Here is a 19746-nt window from a genome sequence, read left to right as displayed (position 1 = left end):
AGGAGCGGTCAGCGGCGCACGCGCAGCTTCCCGGCCCGCTGCTCCGCGAGCGGCTCGTACGCCGAGGACCCGGCGTAGCTGAGCGTCAGCTTCCAGGTGCCCCGGGCGAGCCGGTGCACCTTGAGCCGCACGACGCCGTCCTCGACGGTGCCGACGCGCTCGACGGTACGACCGCGGTGGGTCAGCTCGACGGTGACCGTGCCGGACGGTGCCGTGCCCGCGCCGGCCGCGGAGCCGGTCGGGCTGGTGAGCGTCCGCAGTCGCACCTGGAGCCGGCCGGGCGCGGTGGTCCGCGGTGCGCGGACGACCTTCACCTTCGCCGCCACGGTGCCCTTGGCCCCGGTGGGGGCCGGGGTCGTGGGCGTGGTGGGCGTGGTGGGGGTGGTGGGCGTGGTCGTCGGCGGGACGGTCGTGCCCTGGCGCGGCACCAGCGCGAGCCGGGCCTCGGTGAGCGCGGTGGTCGCCGAGGTCACGTCGTTCACGGCGTCGATGGTGTAGATCCGCACCCCGACCAGCGACTGCGCGCGCTGCCGTGCGGCGGCGTACGTCGACCAGCTGTCGGGCGTCCACCGCGCGGCGTCCCCGGCGTCGACCGCGATGGCGGCGCGCATCTTCTTGCGCGCCGGGGCGCCGAGGACGGAGAAGAAGGAGTACTTCTCGTGCCGGTCGGCCGCGCCCGACCACAGGTGGGCGCCGTCGAAGCGGTTGAAGGTGCTCGTGTCGGACAACCCGTCGAACTGGTAGGCCTTGATCTTGTCGCCGAACGACAGCAGCAGGTCCATCCAGTCGGCGGCGTAGTCGGCCTGGCGGGTCATGATCGCCGGGGAGTCGGCGAGCGGGGTGTTGGTTCCGGTGCCCCAGTCGGGGATGCGGCGCACCGGCGAGTTGCAGGTGTCGAAGGTGTTGCCGTTGGCCGCGGTGCGGTTGGCCCACGAGCAGGAGCCGAACGCCGGCCACTGGCCGCGCGGGTCGTCGGCGTCGGCGGCCGTCACCGGGCGGGTGGGCTGGGTGGCGTCGTAGTCCGGGTTCAGCTCGAAGTCGCTGCGGATGTCGGACTCGCTGATCGAGACCTCGTTCGCCACGGTCAGCCCGGCGGTCACCTGGGCGCGCAGCTGGTTGATGCTCGGGTAGACCGAGGACAGGCGACCCTGCATGCCGTAGCCGTCGATGTTGCCGGCGGCGTAGATCGGTCGGAGCATCTTGATGGTCTGGCTCAGCTTGGGCTCGTAGAGCTTGTTCGAGTCCTGGTAGTCGTTGTAGTAGAGCTTCCAGGTCTCGCCGTTGGCCGCCGACCACTTCCGCGCCGAAGCGAAGGCCTGACGCACCCACGCCGACTCGACGCGCAGCCGCTCGTCGGGGGTGGCGTCGAGCGAGGGGGTGCGGAAGATCCGGCCCCACTGGCCGACCTGCGGGTCCTGGGCGTTGCGGATCTGCCCGGAGTAGTCGTCGATGGCCTCGTTGACGACGTCCCAGGAGTAGATGACGTCCTGGTAGGGCTTGTACTTCGCCATCATCTGGCGGATGTAGTCGTCGAGCCGCTTGAGCATCGTCTGCTTGCTCGCCCAGTCGGGGTTGGCGGCGTCGTAGGTGAAGCCGTTGGTGAAGAAGTAGTTGGGCTGCTGGCCGCCGTGCCAGGCCAGCACGTGGGCGCGCACCACCTTGCGCTGCGCGGGCGGCAGCGCGTTGGCCGCGTTGTAGGCCTGGACCGCCTTCAGGACGGCCTCGGACTGGCCGTTGCCCGTGGTGGGCTGCAGGACGACGTGCTCGTTGGCGTCCTGGATCGCGTCGGCCTTCTCCGCCTCGGAGAGGCTCGTGTCGGCATCGATGCGTGCCACCGCGGCGACGTAGGTCTGCCGCGACAGGCTGTTGGTCGGGTTGTTGCCGATCTGGGCATCGAGCTTGAGCGAGTTGGCCGGGCTGTTGGTGCGGTAGTGGTACCGCGCCTGCTCGCTGCTCCAGTCACCGAAGGTGCCGAAGATGAAGTCGTCCTGGTAGGCCTGCCACAGCGAGGGCAGGGTGAGGTCGACGGCCTGAGCGGGTGGTGCGGTCGTGAGGACCGGGGCGGCGGCACCGAGGCTCAGCGCGAGCGCCAGCCCCGTCCACCTGGTGATGCTGCGCAACGACATGCGGGAGCTCCTGGGGTGCCGAGAGGTCGCCGACGGGGCCGAGGCCGCGGCGGCGATCGAGGGAGGAGTCCGTCCGGTCGGCGACGCTGACCTGTGACGACGGACACAAGCATCGTTGTCGTCGTCAACGACTCAGGTCAAGGGGTCCGGACGAATTAGTTCGCCTGTCGTCCAAATGGGTGAGAACGCTCTCAGGCCGTGCGGAGGCTCCCCTGAGCAACGGCGCGGTGCAGCCACGGCGCGGTCAGGCGCGCCGTGCAGCGGACCGCGAACCGGAGCCCGATCGCGACGACTGCGGCTCCGACGAGTCCGCCCACCAGGGCTGACGGAGACGCGGTCAGGGCGGTGATGGCCAGCGCTCCGCACAGGGCGGCACCCGTGGTGACCGGCATCGTCACGATCCGGCACTCTGCCTCCACGGCCCGCTCCAGTGTGGAGAGCGGGACCCCGGTCGCGACGAGCGCCGCCACCTCGCGACCGCGGGTCAGGGTGGCCTCGATCGAGTGGAGGGCGAGCGACGAGGTGATGACCCCGAGGACGAGTGCGGCGAGGGAGCCCACCAGGAGCAGCGGGACCACGATGTAGAGGTCGACGTACTGCTCCGTCAGGGCGCGCACCAGCAGGGCGCCGGCGACCCCGGACGTCGCCCCTACTGCTCCGACTGCGGCCGCCGCCCGGCCCGCTGCCCCGTGGTCGGCGCGGATCCGAGCCGTGGCGAGGAGTTCGGCAGGGTCGTCTGTCCGCCCGTGGAGCCGCGAGGCCATGACGTGGGCGAGCCACGGTGTCGTCAGCGCCAGGCCCACGGTGACGAGCGCTACCGCAGCGAGCCCCGGCAGCTCGGACTCTGTGTTCATCCACGGTGCCAGGAGCGCGACCGCGGCACCCAGCACGAGCAGACCCCAGGGACGCGGCGGCTTCTTCGGCGCCCGGGGCGGCCGACTCGCGCGCGCCGCTGCGCGCTGCCCGACCAGCACGCCGTACGCCGCGACCAGGACGATCACGAGCAGCGTCCACCACCCCGGGCCGGTCGCCGTCGGCACCAGGGCGCGGACGGGGGAGGTGGCCAGGCCGTAGCCGAGGACCTGCCGCATCACGATCCAGACGCCGACCCCGAGCGCGGCACCGGCCACGGCGGGCACCCCGGTCTCGATCGCCCCCCAGCGGCGCAGGTCGCGGCGGCTGGCCCCCGCGACGGCGAGGGCCTCGTAGCGTCGCCGCTGCGCGGCGGACCCGAGCCGCACGCACTGGTCGAGCAGGAGCACGACCGGCAGGCAGAGCAGCACCACCCCGAGGATGGCGCCGCCCCGCGTGCCCGGGTCGGCCACCGGACCGAACAGCGGCGCACCGCCGTCGTAGGTGCTCTGGTAGCCGCCCCAGCCGCCGAGTCGTGCGTACGAGACTGCGACGAGGAGCAGTCCCGACACGAGGGCGGTGGTGAGGAGGACGAGGATGCCGCGCAGCTGTCCGGCTCCGGCGACCACCGCGACCCACAGCGGCCTCACGCGCCGGGCTCCCGCACCAGCTCGACGCGGCCGTCGCGCAGCGCGATGCCGCGCTCCATGTGGGCCGCGACCCGGTGGTCGTGGGTGACGACGACGAGGGCCGCGCCGGTCTCGCGGGTCGCCTCGACGAGCACCTGCAGAGCCTGCTCGCCGGTGACGGTGTCGAGGGCGCCGGTGGGCTCGTCGGCCAGCACCACGTCGGGCGAGGTGACCAGCCCGCGGGCGATGGCGACGCGCTGCTGCTCGCCGCCCGACAGTTCGAGGGGGCGTACGTCGGCCCGGTCGCCGACCCCGAGCCGCTCGAGCCAGCCCCGGGCGGCCTGCTCGGCGTCCGGGCGCCGGCGGCCCTCGAGGAGGAGAGGGAGGGCGACGTTCTCGACAGCGGTGAGGTCGGGCACGAGCTGACCGAACTGCAGCACGAGGCCGATCCGGACCCTTCTCACCCGGGTGCGCTGGTGCTCGCTCAGCGAGTCCAGTCGGTGGCCCGCCAGGCTGACGAAGCCCGAGTCGGGCGAGGTCACGCCGGCCAGACAGTGCAGGAGGGTCGACTTGCCGCTGCCGCTCGGCCCGGTGACCGCGACCTGCTCGCCCGGCGCGATCGCGACGTCGACCCCGCGCAGGGCGGGTGTCGCGCCGAAGGACTTGTGCAGGGCGGTCCCCGTCAGGACCGCTCCGTCGTGCTCCGTCATCGCTGCTCCCCGTCTGTCGTGGTCGTCGTGTCGCCTACGCGGGCCCGGGTCTCCTCGAGCCAGCGCAGGTCTGCGTCGAGGTGCAGGAGACGGTGGTCGAGGGCGAGTCGCGCCCCCGGCTCGGTGGTCGTCTCGCGCTCGCGGGTCAGGCGTCGCATCAGGGCGAGGTGCGCCTCGCCCTGGCGGGCCAGGAACCCGGCCTGGTCGACGCCGAGCCGCAGCGCCGTCACCGTCTTGCGGACCAGCTCGTCGGCGGCGTGCTCGGCCGGGCCCTCGGCCTGGCCCAGCCACGCGTCGAGAGCGGCGCGACCGCCGGTCGTGATGGCGTAGACGGTGCGCTCGGGGCCGGAGCCGGTCTGCACCTCGACGGTCTCGACCAGGGCGTCACGCTCCAGGCGGCCGAGGGTCGCGTAGACCTGCCCGAAGGCCAGGGGCTTGGCCGAGGGGAACCACGCGTCGTGGTCGGCCTTCAGCTCGTAGCCGTGCGCGGGGCCCCGGGCGAGCAGGCCGAGCAGCACCTCGCTCGCTCCCATGCCACGGACAGTACACCCGATGTATACACCGAGTGAATAGGGAGCGGGGAGATATCCTCAGGCGGGCGGCGCTGCCGGCAGGTCGACGATCGCCGAGGCCCACTGGCCGGGGGCGTAGATGGCGACGATCGCGTGCTCGAGGCCGTTCTCGCTCGAGCGCACCTGCAGGTGGCCATCCTCGACGATGACGCTGGTGCCCAGCTCGTGGCGGGTCTCGGTGCTCGCGCTGCCGAGCTGGGGGTGGTTGACGGTGACGGCCATGTCGAGGTGGTACCCCGCCCGAGGTGTGACGAGGGTCACCACCGGGTAGTGATCGGTGACCGCGAGGCAACGGTGCCCGCGAACGACGGACGGAGTTGCACCATGCTGTGGACCATCCTTGTCATCCTCGCCATCGTCGCCCTGGCGATCTACGTCGCCAACCACCTGCGCGGTCGCAGCCGTCTCTGACGGCTGCAGCAGACAGCACCCGGACCGGCGCGCCCCTCGGGGCGCGCCGCTCCTATGCTTCGCTCGTGACGGACCAGACCGACCCGGTCGGCGTCGCGGTGGAGGTCGTGGCCTACTACCCCGACGACCCGACCCGGGTCTACCAGTTACTGCAGTGGCTCCCGGTGCTCGAGCTCCTCGACACCGTGCACAAGGTCGCCGTCGTCACCCGAGATCCCCGCACCGCGGCCGTCGCGCGACGCCGCACACGGCTGCCGGTCCTGCTGGCGCCCGAGTTCGCCGAGCTGGCGGAGCTCTACGACGCCCTCGCGCCCAAGGTCGCGCTCTACGTCAACAACTCCATGCTCAACTTCCACTCGCTGCTGGACTCGCGCTTCCTGCACGTCCACATCGGCCACGGCGAGAGCGACAAGCAGAGCATGGCCAGCAACAACGCCAAGGCCTACGACCGCGTCCTCGTCGCGGGCGAGGCCGCCGTGCAGCGTCACGTCACCGGGCTGCTGGAGTACGACGGCAGCCGGCTCGTGCGCGTCGGGCGCCCCCAGCTCGACCTCGACCGCGCCCCGATCGTCGCGGAGAGCCCGCGGCGCACCGTGCTCTACGCCCCCACGTGGGAGGGCGACGCCGACTACAACGACTACACCAGCGTCGACCTGTTCGCCGACCAGATCGCCGGGTCGGTGCTGGCGCTGCCCGACGTGCGCCTCGTCTACAAGCCCCACCCCAAGGTCGTGACGAGCCCGACGCCGGCGATCCGGGCCGGCCACCAGGCCGTGCTCGACCGCCTCGCGGAGGCCGACCGGCTCGACCCGGGGGCCGGCCACGTGGCGGTGCTGGACGGCGACATCCTCGCCGTCATGGGCCGCTGCGACGCGATGGTCACCGACGTCTCCTCCGTCGGTCTGGACTGGCTGTTCCTGCGCACCGACAAGCCGATCGTCCTGACCGACCGCCACGGTGACGCCGAGCGGCTGCGCAGCGAGGTGCCGGTCAGTCGCTGCGCCGACGTCGTCGACGCCGACTCGATGGACACCCTCACGGCCCTGCTCGCCGCACGACTCGACCACGACGAGCACCACCTCGCCCGGGTCGCGATGCGCCGCCACTACTTCGACGACCTGGCGCCGGGGGAGAGCACCGAGCGGTTCCTCACCACGGTCTCGGGGCTCGTCGTACGTCGCGACCAGCTGGCCGGCGTGCCCCACCGGGGGAGTGCCGAGACCGCCTGAGGGGCCGTCAAGGTCGGGCAAACGTTTGCATCGGCCACTGTGGCCGCGTAGCGTGCAGCGTGAGGACCGCTGCCGCTCGGGTGCGCCCGCGGGACTCACACCCCCTCCCTCGCAGAACCCGGTGCTCCCCCGTGCCACTCACCCCCACTGCCCGACCCGTCGACGAGGCCCACGAGGCCGCGCTCGAGCGGCTCCTGCTGCGCGCCTGCGTGCTGGAGCTCGGTGCCACCCAGCGCCAGGTCGTCGAGCTGCGCCTGTTCCACGACTGGTCCGCCGACGAGATCGCGCAGCACGTCGGGCTCGGCGTCGACCACGTCCAGCGGGTGATCGTCGAGGCGGTCTCGCGCGCCCGTCACCGCCGCGGTGACGTGCACCCCTGGGAGGTGCCGGCGCTGCCGGTCCAGACCGTGGCGGCCGTGCTGGGAGCGTGACCGGGGGCGTGACCCGGTCCCGTCGTGACCGTTGACCGGTCATCGGCGATGATGGGGGCATGCCAGTGACGGGGGTGGTGGGGAGCGGTCGCGCCCGCTCGTTCCTCGGTGCGTTCTTCCGCATCCGTCCGCTCGCCCTGGTCCTCGCCGCGCTGTTCGTGCTGGCCACCGCGACCGCCACCGCCGACGCTCCCGTCGGCTCGGTGGTCTACGGCCGGGTGAAGGGTCAGGACGTGCGGCTCTCGATGCCGCCGACCGACTCGCCCGTCGGCATCGCCGTCTTCTTCCACGGCCAGAACGGCGGCGTCGACAACCGCATGGACGAGCCGTGGTTGCAGTCGCTGGTGCAGGCGGGCTGGATCGTCGCGGCCTCCGACTTCCACACCGACTCCTGGGGCAACGAGGCGTCCACCGCCGACACCGAGAACCTCCTGGCCTGGGCCGAGCAGGAGACCGGCGGCGTCCCCGTGCGCCTGTGGGTCTCGGGCTCCATGGGCGGCGCGGTGTCGGTCAACGCCATGGTCCACGGCAACGTCGCCGAGCCGCCGTGCTGGTACGGCGTGAAGCCGGCGCTCGACCTGACCAAGATGCAGAACGTCCCCGGTGGGCCGCGGATCATCCGCGAGGCCTACGGCGGCGACGTGCCCTTCGACCGCAACCCGGTCAACGTGGTCGACGACCTCCCGACCCAGACCCGCTACCGGATGGTGACCTCGCCCGACGACACCTGGGTGCGCGAGTCGGAGAACACCGGCCGCGTCGCCGCCGCGCTGCAGCAGCGCGGCGCGGACGTCAGCGTGCTCACGGTCAGCGGCACCCACGACGACCCGTCGCACTTCGACATCGACGACCTGCTCAGCTTCGCCGCGTCCTGCGCGAACGCCGAGCCCCAAGCCGACCCCGCCTGACTCAGAGCAGCGAGCCGCTGCAGAGCACGCGGGAGACCTCGATGCGCAGCGCGACCCGGGTGGGGTTCTCGCGCGGCTGGCGGTAGCGCGCGGCGTACCGCTCGCAGGCGCGCGCGACCGACTCCTGGTCGCTGCGCGCGACCGCGGTGCCCTCGATCGTCGCCCAGTGACGCCCCTCGACGGACGCGACCGCCACGGGTGCGGGCTCTGCGAGGTGGCGGGCCTTGGCCGAGCCGCCGTCGGTGATGACCCACGCGCACTCCTGCTCGTGGTCGAGCACGACGCCGACCGGCACCACGTGCGGGGTGCCGTCGCGGCGCAGCGTGGTGAGCGTGGCGAGGTGCCGCTCGGTCAGGAAGTCGAGCAGCGCGGGCGGCCACGCGCCCCAGCCGGGAGTGAAGGAGCTCATCAGATCCACCTCTGGAACCACACGCGGTCGAGCCACTCGCCGCGGGTCAGGAGCTGGTCGGTGAAGATCGGCCAGAACCACGCGAAGTTGAGCACGGTCAGCACCACGAAGGAGCCGGCGACGACCACTCCGACCGTGCGCCGGCGCGAGGGGGTGCGCGACGGCCCGATCATCGTGCCGAAGGCCAGCGTCAGCGCGAGCACCACGAACGGCAGGTAGGCGACGGCGTAGAAGCTGAAGATCGGCCGGGAGTCGTAGAGCAGCCACGGCAGCCACGTCGACGCGGCGCCGACGACCGCGACGCCGAAGCGCCAGTCGCGTGCCCCCACCCACATCAGCAGCGCGAAGAGCAGTGCGACCACGCCGCCCCACCAGATCGTCGGCGTCCCGATGAGCAGCACCTGCTTGAGGCACGTGCTGCCGGCCGCGGCGTCGCAGCCGCGGGTGCCCGGCTGGATGTCGGTGTCGGCGGCGACCCCGACCGGCCGGTTGAGGACGGGCCAGCCCGAGGGCGCCGAGGCGTAGGGGTGGCTGGAGCAGTTCAGGTAGTGGGTGTGGAAGGTGTAGACGTCGTGGTGGTAGCTGGCCAGCGAGCGCAGCGACTGCCACACCTCGCCGAGACCGCTGGCGTCGGGCTCGGTGGCGGTGGGCCAGCGCTTGCCGCTGTCGTCGAGGTTGTTCTCCTGGCGCTCGTCGCCGGTGCCGGTGCAGGGCCGCTCCTTGACGAACTGGGTGTACTGCGTCGACGACAGCGCCCGCTCGTACTCACCCGCGTGCATCAGCCAGCCGGTCCAGCTCACGGTGTAGACGAGCGCCGCCACGACGACGAGGTGCACGAACGCCGGCAGGCCGTCGGTGAGCACCGAGCGCAGCGTCGCCCAGCGCACGCCGAACGAGCGGCGCGCGCCCGCGCTCCACAGCCAGGTGAGCACGCCGAACGCCGCGAGCGGGTAGAGCGCGGTCCACTTCGTGCCGATCGCGAGACCCCAGGCGACCCCGCTGGCCAGCAGCCAGGGGCGGAACAGCAGTCCGCGCACGGGCCCCCACGACGAGCCGTCGAGCTGCGTGGTCACCCGCTCGGCCATGCGGCGGCGCAGCCACTGCCGGTCGGCGACGAGGCAGTGCACGGCCAGCAGGATGAAGAAGGCCAGGAAGATGTCGAGCAGCGCGAGGCGGGAGAGCACGAACTGCAGGCCGTCCAGGCTCAGCAGCAGCCCCGCGACCAGGCCGAGCATGGTCGAGCCCGTCATCCGGCGCACCAGGCGGCACATCAGCAGGATCATCAGCGCGCCGACGACGGCCGAGGCGACGCGCCAGCCGAACGGGTCCATCCCGAAGGCCTTCTCGCCCAGCGCGATCAGCCACTTGCCGACCTCGGGGTGCACCACCATCGACGGGTCGCCCGTCCACTGGCCGTCGACGTTGCCGGCGAGGATCTGGTCGTTGGCGCCGTCGACGTAGGACTGGGCGTAGCCGAAGTGCAGCAGCGACCACGCGTCCTTGGCGTAGTAGGTCTCGTCGAACTCGAACTCGTGCGGCGTCCCGAGCTTCCACAGCCGCAGGAAGAGCGCGAACAGTGTGAGGCCGAGCGCGGCCGCCCAGCCGACGACGGGGTCCTCGAGGTCGACCCGGCGCCGCGCGCGCTCCCAGGCGGTCGGGCCGCCGAGCGACTCGAGCTCCTCCTGCGGGGGGAGCGTCGGGGCCGTGGTCACGTCCGGAAGCGTACGGGCTGCCATGATCGGGGCATGGGAGCAGACGCCGGAGGCGCCGCCGGCCTGCTGGTCCTGGCGGCGACGCCGATCGGTCGCGTCGAGGACGCCCCGCCGCGCCTCGCCGCCGAGCTCGCCGGAGCCGACGTCGTGGCCGCCGAGGACACCCGCCGGCTGCGCCGGCTCACCACCGACCTCGGCGTCGAGGTGGGCGGCCGCGTCGTGTCGTACTTCGAGGGCAACGAGTCCGCCCGCACCCCGGCCCTGCTCGAGGAGCTGCTCGGCGGTGCTCGCGTGCTGCTCGTGACCGACGCCGGGATGCCCAGCGTCAGCGACCCCGGGTACCGCCTGGTGGCCGCCTGCGTCGAGGCGGGCGTCGCGGTCACCGCGGTGCCCGGCCCCTCCGCGGTGCTCACCGCGCTCGCGGTCTCCGGCCTGCCGGTCGACCGGTTCTGCTTCGAGGGGTTCCTGCCGCGCAAGGCGGGCGAGCGGTCGCGGCGGCTCGCGGGGCTGGCCGCGGAGGAGCGCACGATGGTCTTCTTCGAGGCCCCCCACCGCACGCAGGCCGCCCTCGAGGCGATGGCCGAGGCGCTGGGCGCCGACCGGCCGGGCGCCGTGTGCCGCGAGCTCACCAAGACCCACGAGGAGGTCCGGCGCGGCCCGCTGGCCGAGCTGGCTGCCTGGGCGGGTGACGGGGTACGGGGCGAGGTGACGATCGTGGTCGCCGGCGCGCAGCCGCCGGCACCGGAGACCGACCCCGACGCCCTGCGCGCCCGGGTCGCCGAACGGGAGGAGTCCGGGATGTCCCGCAAGGACGCCATCGCCGAGGTCGCACGCGCGGCCGGGGTGCCCAAGCGCGAGGTCTACGACCTGGTGCACCGGTCATGAGCGAGACCCGCATCACGTCGTACGAGCGCGACGGGCTGGTCTTCGACGTCCGCGACCGCGGACCCGTGGACGGCGACCCGGTGGTGCTGCTCCACGGCTTCCCCGAGCGGGCCGAGACCTGGCGCAAGGTCGAGCCGCTGCTGCACGCGGCCGGGCTGCGCACCTACGCGCCCGACCAGCGCGGCTACTCGCCCGGCGCCCGGCCGCGGCGCCGCCGCGACTACGTCGCCGCCGAGCTGGTCGCCGACGTCGCCGCCCTGATCGAGCGGATCGGACGGCCCGTGCACCTCGTCGGCCACGACTGGGGCTCGGCGGTGGGCTGGGGCGTCGCCGCGCGACACGGCGACGTCGTGCGCACCTGGACCGCCGTCTCGGTGCCGCACGCCGTGGCGTTCGCGCAGGCGGTGAAGGGCTCTCGTCAGCTGCTCGACTCGTGGTACATCGGGGCCTTCCAGCTGCCCTTCCTGCCCGAGAAGGTGCTCTCGAGCCCCCGCGGCGTCACGTGGCTGCGGCGTGCGGGGATGAGCGCCGAGGACGCCGAGCACTACCGCCGGGGGATCGTCGAGGCGGGCGCGCTGCCCGGTGGGCTGGGGTGGTACCGCGCGCTGGCGTTCGGTGGTCTGCGCGGTGCCGGCGGTCGGGTGCGGGTGCCCACCACGATGGTGTGGAGCGACCGCGACGCCGCCATCTCCCGGTCCGGCGTCGACCGCACCGCGGACTTCGTGCTGGCCGACTACCGGCTCGTCGTGCTCGAGGGCGTCACCCACTGGATCCCCACCCAGGCGCCCGAGGCGCTCGCCGAGGCCGTGCTCGAGCGGATCGGGTCCGTGTGAGCGGGACCGGGATCCCGCCGTCCCCCGGACCGCTGCCGCACCCCGTCGTCGACAACCACTGCCACCTCGACATCGCGCGCGGTGAGGAGCCGGCCGTCCCCGTCGAGGAGGCGCTGGCCGCGGCGGCCGCCGTCGGCGTCCCGCGCATCGTGCAGATCGGCTGCGACCTGCCCGGGGCGCGCTGGGCCGTCGAGGCCGCGGCCACCCACGACGCCCTGGTCGCGGGGGTCGCGCTGCACCCCAACGAGGCGCCGCGGCTGGCCGACCTCGACGCGGCGATGGCCGAGATCGAGGCGCTCGCCGGGGCCCACGACAAGGTGAGGGCGGTGGGGGAGACCGGGCTCGACACCTTCCGCACCGGCCCCGAGGGGATGGCGGTGCAGGTCGAGTCGTTCCGCCGCCACGTCGACCTCGCCAAGCGGCTCGACAAGACGCTGGTCATCCACGACCGCGACGCGCACGAGCAGGTCCTCGAGGTGCTGCGCGACGAGGGCGCGCCCGAGCGCTGGGTGATGCACTGCTTCTCCGGCGACGCGGCGTTCGCCCGGGCCTGTCTCGACCTCGGCGCCCACCTCTCCTTCGCCGGCACCGTGACGTTCAAGAACGCCGACCCGGTGCGGGCCGCGCTCGCCGCGACGCCGCTGGACCGGGTCCTGGTCGAGACGGACGCGCCGTACCTCACCCCGTCGCCGCACCGCGGACGCACCAATGCCTCGACGATGGTCCCCATCACCGTTCGGGCCATGGCCGAGGTGCGCGGCGACGACCTCGAGACGCTGTGCGAGGCCCTCGACGCCAACACCGAGAGGGCCTTCGGGGGGGCGTGGTAGGGAGCCCTGCTCACCGCCGAGGGTTTGACCTCGCCCGGCTCGTCACGAACAGTGGTCGACCGTGGCTGAACGTTCAACCGGGTTCCTGCGCCGCGCCGCGGCCCGTCCCGCGGTCGTCGGGGGCCTGGCGACGGTCGTCGTGGCGGCCGTCGCGACCAGCGTCGTGGGCTACCGCGGCCTGACGTCCGAGGTCCGCCTCGACGTCGACGGGCGGTCCACCGAGGTGGTCGCGAGCGGCGACACGGTCGCCGACGTGCTGCGCGACGAGGGGATCACGCTCGGGCCCCACGACGTCGTCGCCCCCGGCCTCGACAGCCGCGTCGAGGACGGCAGCCACGTCACGGTCCGCACCGGCCGCGAGGTGCGGCTGACGGTCGACGGCCAGGAGAGCGTGCACTGGACGACCGAGACCGACGTCTCGGCGGCCCTCAAGTCCCTCGGGACGCCGTACGGCCGCGCGGCGCTGTCGATGAGCCGCAGCTCGTCCATCCCGCGCGACGGCGTGAGCCTGTCGGTGGTGACCCCCAAGCGCCTGATGGTGCGCCTGGCGGGGGCCGAGCCGACCAAGGAGGTGCTCACCGCCCTCACCCCGCGCGAGGCGCTCGCCCAGCTCGGCGTCGAGGTCGACGAGCACGACCGCACCGTGCCGGGGCTCGACGAGCCGCTGGCCGACGGCGACCGCTTCGCCTTCACCGACATCGACGTGGCCTACGAGCGGGTCCGCCGCGAGGCCGTGCCCTTCGCCACCGTCGAGGAGCCCGACGACTCGACGTACGTCGGCGACACGAGCGTCGTCACGCCGGGCCGCGACGGCGTGCGCAGCGTGCGGTACGAGGTGACGACCAAGAACGGCGTCGAGGTCAAGCGGTCCGTCGTGGGCCAGAAGGTGCTGAGCGAGCCCGTCGACGAGGTGGTCAGCGTCGGCACGCAGACCCTCGACTACGGCGTCTGGGACCGGCTCGCGCAGTGCGAGTCGGGCGGCAACTGGGCCATCAACACCGGCAACGGCTACTACGGCGGTCTGCAGTTCAACCTCTCCACCTGGCAGCACTGGGGCGGCACCGGGCTGCCCTCGAACGCCAGCCGCGAGACCCAGATCGCCATCGCGACGAAGCTGCGCGACGCCGCCGGCGGGTACGGCGCGTGGCCCGGCTGCGCCGCCAAGCTCGGCCTGCCGCGCTGACGATCTCCGCGTCGTCAAATTTGCGTCTCTATCGACTTACTGGTCTTGTCGATGCCCATGTTCTCTCGAACAGCCTCCAGAACAGCCACCCTGCTCGCCGCCGCCGCGCTCGGCTCCACGCTCGTCGTGGGTGCCCCGGGTGCCGCCTCGGCGCGGCCCAGTGACGGCCCCGACGGCACCGCCGGCAACGTCCTCGGCAAGGTCCACAAGGTCAAGAAGCACCACCCGCGCGACCGGTTCCGCCTCCCGCCCGTCGAGCGCGAGAACCCCAAGATGAAGGCCGGCACCACCAAGGTCATCAGCAAGGGCCGCCCCGGCATCCGCGAGGCCGTCTACGTCTTCCGCATCCGCAACGGCCAGATCCTCAGCCGCAAGATCCGCACCCTCGACGTCATCCAGCGCTCGAAGCCGCGCGTCGTCATGGTCGGCACCGCCGTGCCCGCCGGCCCGTGGGACGCCCTCGCCAACTGCGAGTCGGGCGGCAACTGGTCGATCAACACCGGCAACGGCTACTACGGCGGCCTGCAGTTCAGCCTCGGCACGTGGCGCGCGTACGGCGGCACCGGCCTGCCGAGCCAGCACAGCCGCGAGGAGCAGATCCGCATCGCGACCAAGCTGCGCAACGCTCAGGGCGGCTACGGCGCCTGGCCGGCCTGCGCGGCCAAGCTCGGCCTGCCCACCTGAGCACCACCCACCCACCACTAGCCTGGCCAGCATGGTCGAGGCGGGGGTGAGGCTGCTCGGCGCGACCGACGTGCGTCGTCTCGCGGCCGAGCTCGACCTGCGCCCGACCAAGCAGCGCGGTCAGAACTTCGTCATCGACGCCAACACCGTGCGTCGCATCGTCCGTGAGTCCGGGGTCGGCCCCGACGACGTCGTCGTCGAGGTCGGCCCCGGACTCGGTTCGCTCACGCTCGCCCTGCTCGAGGTGGCGCGCCGGGTGGTGGCCATCGAGGTCGACGACGTGCTGTCGGCGCGGCTGGCCGAGACCGTCGCAGAGTTCGCGCCCGAGGCCGCCGCCGCCCTCGAGGTGGTCGCGGCCGACGCGCTGCGCGTCGACGGCGTGCCCGGTCCGGCGCCGACCGCGCTGGTCGCCAACCTGCCCTACAACGTGTCCGTGCCCGTCCTGCTGCACCTGCTCCAGGTGCTCCCGAGCCTCGAGAGGGGGCTGGTGATGGTCCAGGCCGAGGTCGCCGACCGACTCGCCGCCGGCCCCGGTTCCCGCACGTACGGCGTCCCGAGCGTCAAGGCGGCGTGGTACGCCGACGTGCGCCGCGCCGGTGCCGTCGGTCGCAACGTCTTCTGGCCCGCGCCCAACGTCGACAGCGGGCTGGTCGCCTGGACCCGCCGCGAGCCGCCGGCCACCACCGCCGCCCGCGAGCAGGTCTTCGCGGTCGTCGACGCGGCGTTCGCGCAGCGCCGCAAGCAGCTGCGTGCCGCGCTGCGTCCGCTCGCCGGCTCGGGGGAGGCTGCCGGCGCCGCCCTCGAGGCCGCGGGCGTCGACCCGACGGCGCGCGGCGAGGTGCTCGACGTGGCGGCGTTCGCCCGGATCGCCGAGGCGCTCGCGGAGGCCCCGCAGGCATGAGCATCACCGTGCGCGCCGCCGCCAAGATCAACCTCCACCTCGGCGTGGGGGCGCCCCGTCCCGACGGGTTCCACCCCCTCGTGACCGTCTACCAGGCCGTGGGCCTGTGCGACGACGTCACCGTGTCGTCGTCCCCGGGCTGGACGCTCGGCGTGACCGTGCCCGACTGGATCGACGCCGACGCCGTGCCGGTCACCGGCGACAACATCGTCGACCGGGCGGCGGCCCTGCTCGCCGCCCACCACGGCCTGCCCCAGCACGCCGCGATCAGCGTCGAGAAGTCGATCCCGGTCGCCGGCGGGATGGCCGGTGGCTCCGCCGACGCTGCCGCGGCCCTGGTCGCGCTCGACCGGCTCTGGGACGCGCACACCTCCGACGACGACCTGCTCGCGCTGGCCGCCGAGCTCGGCAGCGACGTGCCGTTCGCCCTCATCGGGGGCACCGCCCTCGGCACGGGCCGCGGCGAGCTGGTCGAGCCGGTCCCCGACACCGGCACCTGGTGGTGGGTGGTGGTCCCGTCGGCGACCGGGGGGCTCTCGACCCCGACGGTCTACTGCCGCTTCGACGAGCTGCGCCCCGACGCCCCCGCCGAGCCCGCCGGCGCCGGCGACCTGCTCGCCGCGGTCGAGTCGGGCGACCCGGAGCGGCTCGCGGAGACCCTGCACAACGACCTGCAGGAGGCCGCGCTGGACCTGCGTCCCGACCTCGCGACGCTGATCGACCTCGGCGAGAGCCACGGCGCCCTGCGCGGGATGGTCTCGGGCTCGGGGCCGACCTGCGTCTTCCTGGCGCGCGACGCCGACGACGCCCGTCGGGTCGCCGGTGGGCTGGGGGCCGAGGGGCACCCCGTCGTGCTCGTCGCCAACGGGCCGGTGGCCGGGGCGCACGTGGTGACCCGTGCCTAGTCCCGGCCTCAACCTGCTCAACCTCGAGCGGGTCTCCAAGTCCTTCGGCATCCGTCCGCTGCTCACCGACGTCAGCCTCGGCATCGGCGCGGGGGAGCGCATCGGCATCGTCGGGCGCAACGGCGACGGCAAGACCACGCTGCTCAACGTCATGACCGGGGTCGAGGAGCCCGACACCGGCCGGGTATCCCAGCAGCGCGGCCTGCTCGTCGGCTACCTGCGCCAGGACGACGACCTCCACGACTCCCACACCGTGCGCGAGGCCGTGCTCGGCGGGCTCGCCGACCACGAGTGGGCGGCCGACTCCCGCACCCGCGAGATCGTCGAGGTGCTGCTGGCCGGCGTACCCCTCGACCGGGTCGTCGAGGGCCTGTCCGGCGGCGAACGGCGGCGCTGCTCGCTGGCGGCGCTGCTGCTCGGCGAGCACGACCTCGTCGTCCTCGACGAGCCGACCAACCACCTCGACGTCGAGGCCGTCGCCTGGTTGGCCGACCATCTCGTCAAGCGCAGCTCGGCGATGGTGGTCGTGACCCACGACCGGTGGTTCCTCGACGCGGTGTGCCAGTGGACCTGGGAGGTCCACGACGGCGTCGTCGACGTCTACGAGGGCGGGTACGCCGCCTACGTGCTCGCCCAGGCCGAGCGCCAGCGCCAGGCCGCGGCGAGCGAGCTGCGCCGGCGCAACCTGATGCGCAAGGAGCTCGCCTGGCTGCGCCGCGGTCCGCCGGCGCGGACCTCGAAGCCGAAGTTCCGCATCGACGCCGCCAACGCCCTCATCGACGACGTCCCCGAGCCGCGCGACCGGCTCGAGCTGCAGCGCTTCGCCACCCAGCGCCTCGGCAAGGACGTCATCGACCTCGAGGACGTCGACCTGCGCCGCGGCACGCCGCCGGCGGAGAAGGTGCTGCTCGACCACGCGACCTGGCGCCTCGGCCCGGGCGACCGCGTCGGGCTGGTCGGCGTCAACGGCGCGGGCAAGACCTCCGTGCTCAACCTCATCGGCGGCGAGCTCGCGCCCTCGCACGGCAAGGTGCGCCAGGGCCGCACGGTCGCGCTGCAGCACCTCTCGCAGCACATCGACGAGGTCGACCCGGCCGCGCGCGTGCTCGAGACGGTCGAGTCGATCCGTCGCGTCACCAAGACGGCGGACGGCGAGATCACCGCGACCTCGATGCTCGAGCGGTTCGGGTTCACCGGCGACCGGCTGACCGCACGGCTCGGTGACCTGTCGGGCGGCGAGCGGCGCCGCTTCCAGCTGCTCAAGCTGCTGCTCAGCGAGCCCAACGTGCTGCTGCTCGACGAGCCCACCAACGACCTCGACATCGAGACGCTCACCGTCCTCGAGGACTTCCTCGACGGCTGGCCCGGCACCCTCGTCGTCGTCTCCCACGACCGCTACTTCCTCGAGCGCACCGTCGACACCGTCTGGGCGCTGCTCGGCGACGGGCAGTTCTCGATGCTGCCGCGCGGGGTCGAGGAGTACCTCGAGCGCCGGCAGGCCTCGCTGCGCGCGGCCGAGGCGGCGGCCGCCGTACCCGCCGTACCCGCTGATCCCGCCGCGGCGGCGCCGCGGGCGAGCAAGGGATCGGCGGCCGAGCGGGAGGGCCGCAAGGCGCTCGCGCGCATCGACCGCCAGCTCGAGCGGGTCTCCGCCCGCGAGGCCGAGCTCAACGAGGCCGTGGTCGCGGCGGGCACCGACTACGCGCGGCTGGCCACGATCAGCGCCGAGCTCACCGAGGTGCTGGCGGAGAAGGAGACGCTCGAGCTCGAGTGGCTCGAGGTGGCCGAGTCGCTGGAGTGAGGCTCAGTCCTGGCTGAACGGCACGAGCAGGCGGCGCAGCAGCCGCGCCAGCTCCTGCTGCTCGCCGGCGGGCAGGTCGGAGAGGAACGACCGCTCCGCGTCGACCAGGGCCGTGAACGCCGCGTCGACGGCGGTGCGGCCCTCGCCGGTCAGGCGCACCAGCACGCCGCGACGGTCGGCCGGGTCGGGATGGCGCTCGACGAACCCGCGCTCGGCCAGCCGGTCGACCCGGTTGGTCATGGTCCCGCTGGTCACCAGAGTCGCGCGCAGCAGCCGGCCGGGAGAGAGCTCGTACGGCGCCCCCGCGCGGCGCAGCGCGGCCAGCACGTCGAACTCCCACGGCTCGACCCCGCTCGCGGTGAAGGCCTCGCGACGCGCGAGGTCGAGGTGCCGGCCGAGCCGCGAGATGCGGCTGAACACCTCGACGGGCGCCAGGTCGAGGTCGGGGCGCTCACGGGCCCACGCCTCGGTGAGCTCGTCGACCTCGTCCCTCATGGCCCCATCTTACCTCCCGTCGAGATTCTTGACATCAAGACACCTGCGGCGCAGGCTCGAAGAGTGAGCTTCAGCTGGGATCCCGAGCGCTACCTGTCCTTCGCCGACGAGCGCGGTCGGCCCTTCGTCGACCTCCTCGCCCGGGTGGGCGCCGAATCCCCGGACGCGGTGGTCGACCTCGGTTGCGGACCGGGCAACCTCACTGCGCTGCTCGCGCAGCGCTGGCCCGGGGCCCGCGTCGCCGGGGTCGACTCGAGCCCGGCGATGATCGACCGCGCGCGGTCCGAGCAGGCCGGCTCGTCGGTCACCTTCTCGGTCGGCGACCTGCGCGACTGGGCGCCCGCGGGCCCGGTCGACGTGCTCGTCTCCAACGCGACGCTGCAGTGGGTGCCCGGCCACCTCGACCTGCTGCCCCGGCTGCTCGATGCCGTGGCGCCGGGCGGCTGGCTCGCCTTCCAGGTGCCGGGCAACTTCGACGAGCCCAGCCACACACTGCGCGCCGAGCTCGCCGCCGAGCCGGCGTACGCCGAGACGACGGTCGGCATCGAGGCCCCGGCCTCCCACGACCCGGTCGACTACTACGACGCGCTGACCGTCGCCGGCGCGTCGGACGTCGACGTCTGGGAGACGACCTACACGCACGTGCTGCGCGGCTCCGACCCCGTCTTCACCTGGGTCTCGGCCACCGGCGCCCGGCCGACGCTCGAGGCGCTGGGGGAGGGTCCGCTGCGCGCGGCGTTCGAGGAGGAGTTCAAGCGCCGCCTCGCCGCGGCGTACCCGACCCGCGAGGGGGGCACCGTGCTCTTGCCGTTCCGGCGCGTGTTCGCGGTCGCACGGCACTGATCCCGTCGCCCGCTCCCACGCTGACCAGCGAAAACGTGTCCGGTGAGTAACTTTCCAGGTTGACAACGGGTGGGCCCTGGGAGACGGTTCGGCTGGAGTTCTACGGGGGGAAGTGACGGGCCATGACTCAGGCCACCACGCCGACGCAGGCCGCCACGACGCAGGTCGTGAACCGGATCAAGCGGGCGCAAGGGCAGCTCTCGGGCGTCTTGAGGATGCTCGAGGAGGAGCGCGACCTCCAGGAGGTCGTCAACCAGCTGAAGGCGGTCTCGCGGGCCCTCGACCGGGCCGGGTTCGCCATCATCGCGGGCGAGCTGCGCGAGAGCGTGCGCAGCGGCAACGCCTCCGACGAGGAGCTCGAACGTCTCGAGCGGTTCTTCCTCAGCCTCGCCTGACG

Annotated in this window: 22 protein-coding genes; 14 read left to right on the top strand and 8 right to left on the bottom strand. The window is 73.4% G+C overall.

Annotation, left to right across the window (positions count from 1 at the left end; translation table 11 throughout):
* Positions 1–8 precede the first annotated feature (8 nt).
* From GRQ65_RS18700 to GRQ65_RS18680, 5 genes are all read right to left on the bottom strand, one after another.
* Positions 9–2126, bottom strand: a complete 2118-nt coding sequence (locus GRQ65_RS18700) for an endo-1,4-beta-xylanase (protein WP_160879514.1) — start codon at positions 2124–2126, stop codon at positions 9–11.
* 191 nt (positions 2127–2317) lie between these two features.
* The gene (locus tag GRQ65_RS18695; RefSeq protein ID WP_160879513.1) at positions 2318–3628 is read right to left on the bottom strand and encodes a hypothetical protein; all 1311 of its coding nucleotides are present in this window, start codon (positions 3626–3628) and stop codon (positions 2318–2320) included.
* A complete protein-coding gene (locus GRQ65_RS18690; protein ID WP_160879512.1) occupies positions 3625–4317 on the bottom strand; it encodes an ABC transporter ATP-binding protein in 693 nt (230 codons plus the stop codon). The genes GRQ65_RS18695 and GRQ65_RS18690 overlap by 4 nt, the downstream gene beginning before the upstream one ends.
* Entirely contained in the window at positions 4314–4850 is a 537-nt protein-coding gene (locus GRQ65_RS18685) for a PadR family transcriptional regulator (protein WP_160879511.1), read from the bottom strand. Before GRQ65_RS18685 ends, GRQ65_RS18690 begins: the two co-directional genes overlap by 4 nt.
* A gap of 57 nt (positions 4851–4907) precedes the next feature.
* The gene (locus GRQ65_RS18680; protein ID WP_160879510.1) at positions 4908–5111 is read right to left on the bottom strand and encodes a hypothetical protein; all 204 of its coding nucleotides are present in this window, start codon (positions 5109–5111) and stop codon (positions 4908–4910) included.
* A 48-nt stretch (positions 5112–5159) separates the two neighbouring features.
* Between GRQ65_RS18680 and GRQ65_RS18675 the strand changes: the two genes are divergently transcribed.
* The 4 genes from GRQ65_RS18675 (at position 5160) to GRQ65_RS18660 (ending at position 7868) form a co-directional block, all read left to right on the top strand.
* On the top strand, positions 5160–5300 hold the full coding sequence (locus GRQ65_RS18675) for a hypothetical protein (RefSeq protein WP_160879509.1): 141 nt from the start codon (positions 5160–5162) through the stop codon (positions 5298–5300).
* Positions 5301–5365: 65 nt separating this feature from the next.
* On the top strand, positions 5366–6529 hold the full coding sequence (locus GRQ65_RS18670) for a CDP-glycerol glycerophosphotransferase family protein (protein ID WP_160879508.1): 1164 nt from the start codon (positions 5366–5368) through the stop codon (positions 6527–6529).
* Between the two features lie 131 nt (positions 6530–6660).
* Complete coding sequence (locus GRQ65_RS23020) at positions 6661–6960, top strand: sigma factor-like helix-turn-helix DNA-binding protein (protein WP_160879507.1); 300 nt, start codon at positions 6661–6663, stop codon at positions 6958–6960.
* Positions 6961–7019: 59 nt separating this feature from the next.
* On the top strand, positions 7020–7868 hold the full coding sequence (locus GRQ65_RS18660; protein WP_160879506.1) for an alpha/beta hydrolase family protein: 849 nt from the start codon (positions 7020–7022) through the stop codon (positions 7866–7868).
* Position 7869: 1 nt separating this feature from the next.
* Here the strand turns inward: GRQ65_RS18660 and GRQ65_RS18655 are convergent, their stop codons facing one another.
* Positions 7870–8277, bottom strand: coding sequence for a pyridoxamine 5'-phosphate oxidase family protein (locus GRQ65_RS18655; RefSeq protein WP_160879505.1), 408 nt, complete (start codon positions 8275–8277; stop codon positions 7870–7872).
* On the bottom strand, positions 8277–9989 hold the full coding sequence (locus tag GRQ65_RS18650) for a dolichyl-phosphate-mannose--protein mannosyltransferase (RefSeq protein WP_337191869.1): 1713 nt from the start codon (positions 9987–9989) through the stop codon (positions 8277–8279). The genes GRQ65_RS18655 and GRQ65_RS18650 overlap by 1 nt, the downstream gene beginning before the upstream one ends.
* 33 nt (positions 9990–10022) lie before the next feature.
* Here GRQ65_RS18650 and rsmI point away from each other — a divergent pair, with 33 nt between their 5' ends.
* The 8 genes from rsmI (at position 10023) to GRQ65_RS18610 (ending at position 18011) form a co-directional block, all read left to right on the top strand.
* Positions 10023–10874, top strand: a complete 852-nt coding sequence (rsmI, locus tag GRQ65_RS18645) for a 16S rRNA (cytidine(1402)-2'-O)-methyltransferase (protein ID WP_160879503.1) — start codon at positions 10023–10025, stop codon at positions 10872–10874.
* Positions 10871–11707 (top strand): alpha/beta fold hydrolase, encoded by an 837-nt coding sequence (locus GRQ65_RS18640; protein ID WP_160879502.1) that lies wholly within the window; start codon positions 10871–10873, stop codon positions 11705–11707. The genes rsmI and GRQ65_RS18640 overlap by 4 nt, the downstream gene beginning before the upstream one ends.
* Complete coding sequence (locus GRQ65_RS18635) at positions 11704–12537, top strand: TatD family hydrolase (RefSeq protein ID WP_160879501.1); 834 nt, start codon at positions 11704–11706, stop codon at positions 12535–12537. The genes GRQ65_RS18640 and GRQ65_RS18635 overlap by 4 nt, the downstream gene beginning before the upstream one ends.
* Before the next feature lie 61 nt (positions 12538–12598).
* Positions 12599–13720 carry a transglycosylase family protein gene (locus GRQ65_RS23560; RefSeq protein WP_160879500.1) on the top strand — a complete coding sequence of 374 codons (1122 nt, stop codon included), beginning with the start codon at positions 12599–12601 and terminating at the stop codon, positions 13718–13720.
* A 57-nt stretch (positions 13721–13777) separates the two neighbouring features.
* Positions 13778–14404 (top strand): resuscitation-promoting factor, encoded by a 627-nt coding sequence (locus GRQ65_RS23555; RefSeq protein WP_160879499.1) that lies wholly within the window; start codon positions 13778–13780, stop codon positions 14402–14404.
* 31 nt (positions 14405–14435) lie between these two features.
* A complete protein-coding gene (rsmA, locus tag GRQ65_RS18620; RefSeq protein WP_160879498.1) occupies positions 14436–15305 on the top strand; it encodes a 16S rRNA (adenine(1518)-N(6)/adenine(1519)-N(6))-dimethyltransferase RsmA in 870 nt (289 codons plus the stop codon).
* Complete coding sequence (locus tag GRQ65_RS18615) at positions 15302–16210, top strand: 4-(cytidine 5'-diphospho)-2-C-methyl-D-erythritol kinase (protein WP_160879497.1); 909 nt, start codon at positions 15302–15304, stop codon at positions 16208–16210. The genes rsmA and GRQ65_RS18615 overlap by 4 nt, the downstream gene beginning before the upstream one ends.
* The gene (locus GRQ65_RS18610) at positions 16203–18011 is read left to right on the top strand and encodes an ATP-binding cassette domain-containing protein (RefSeq protein WP_160879496.1); all 1809 of its coding nucleotides are present in this window, start codon (positions 16203–16205) and stop codon (positions 18009–18011) included. The genes GRQ65_RS18615 and GRQ65_RS18610 overlap by 8 nt, the downstream gene beginning before the upstream one ends.
* Before the next feature lie 3 nt (positions 18012–18014).
* Here GRQ65_RS18610 and GRQ65_RS18605 read toward each other — a convergent pair whose 3' ends face one another.
* Positions 18015–18506: a MarR family winged helix-turn-helix transcriptional regulator gene (locus tag GRQ65_RS18605; protein ID WP_160879495.1), complete on the bottom strand. Its 492-nt coding sequence runs from the start codon at positions 18504–18506 to the stop codon at positions 18015–18017.
* Positions 18507–18569: 63 nt separating this feature from the next.
* On the opposite strand from GRQ65_RS18605, the gene GRQ65_RS18600 reads away from it, so the two are divergent.
* Both GRQ65_RS18600 and GRQ65_RS18595 read left to right on the top strand, forming a co-directional pair.
* Positions 18570–19349 (top strand): methyltransferase domain-containing protein, encoded by a 780-nt coding sequence (locus tag GRQ65_RS18600; RefSeq protein ID WP_160879494.1) that lies wholly within the window; start codon positions 18570–18572, stop codon positions 19347–19349.
* A gap of 122 nt (positions 19350–19471) precedes the next feature.
* Positions 19472–19744, top strand: coding sequence for a metal-sensitive transcriptional regulator (locus GRQ65_RS18595; RefSeq protein WP_160879493.1), 273 nt, complete (start codon positions 19472–19474; stop codon positions 19742–19744).
* Positions 19745–19746: the final 2 nt, after the last annotated feature.

Source organism: Nocardioides flavescens (assembly GCF_009823805.1).
Taxonomy (GTDB): domain Bacteria; phylum Actinomycetota; class Actinomycetes; order Propionibacteriales; family Nocardioidaceae; genus Nocardioides; species Nocardioides flavescens.
This window is presented reverse-complemented; position numbering and strand designations above follow the sequence as displayed.

Excerpts from the sequence above, each read along its gene's own strand:
- GRQ65_RS18605 (WP_160879495.1), bottom strand. The coding sequence starts at position 18,506 with ATGAGGGACGAGGTCGACGAGCTCACCGAGGCGTGGGCCCGTGAGCGC.
- GRQ65_RS23555 (WP_160879499.1), top strand. The coding sequence starts at position 13,778 with ATGTTCTCTCGAACAGCCTCCAGAACAGCCACCCTGCTCGCCGCCGCC.
- rsmA (WP_160879498.1), top strand. The coding sequence starts at position 14,436 with ATGGTCGAGGCGGGGGTGAGGCTGCTCGGCGCGACCGACGTGCGTCGT.
- GRQ65_RS18680 (WP_160879510.1), bottom strand. The coding sequence starts at position 5,111 with ATGGCCGTCACCGTCAACCACCCCCAGCTCGGCAGCGCGAGCACCGAG.
- GRQ65_RS18615 (WP_160879497.1), top strand. The coding sequence starts at position 15,302 with ATGAGCATCACCGTGCGCGCCGCCGCCAAGATCAACCTCCACCTCGGC.
- GRQ65_RS18595 (WP_160879493.1), top strand. The coding sequence starts at position 19,472 with ATGACTCAGGCCACCACGCCGACGCAGGCCGCCACGACGCAGGTCGTG.
- rsmI (WP_160879503.1), top strand. The coding sequence starts at position 10,023 with ATGGGAGCAGACGCCGGAGGCGCCGCCGGCCTGCTGGTCCTGGCGGCG.
- GRQ65_RS18690 (WP_160879512.1), bottom strand. The coding sequence starts at position 4,317 with ATGACGGAGCACGACGGAGCGGTCCTGACGGGGACCGCCCTGCACAAG.
- GRQ65_RS18700 (WP_160879514.1), bottom strand. The coding sequence starts at position 2,126 with ATGTCGTTGCGCAGCATCACCAGGTGGACGGGGCTGGCGCTCGCGCTG.
- GRQ65_RS18685 (WP_160879511.1), bottom strand. The coding sequence starts at position 4,850 with ATGGGAGCGAGCGAGGTGCTGCTCGGCCTGCTCGCCCGGGGCCCCGCG.
- GRQ65_RS18655 (WP_160879505.1), bottom strand. The coding sequence starts at position 8,277 with ATGAGCTCCTTCACTCCCGGCTGGGGCGCGTGGCCGCCCGCGCTGCTC.
- GRQ65_RS18640 (WP_160879502.1), top strand. The coding sequence starts at position 10,871 with ATGAGCGAGACCCGCATCACGTCGTACGAGCGCGACGGGCTGGTCTTC.
- GRQ65_RS18660 (WP_160879506.1), top strand. The coding sequence starts at position 7,020 with ATGCCAGTGACGGGGGTGGTGGGGAGCGGTCGCGCCCGCTCGTTCCTC.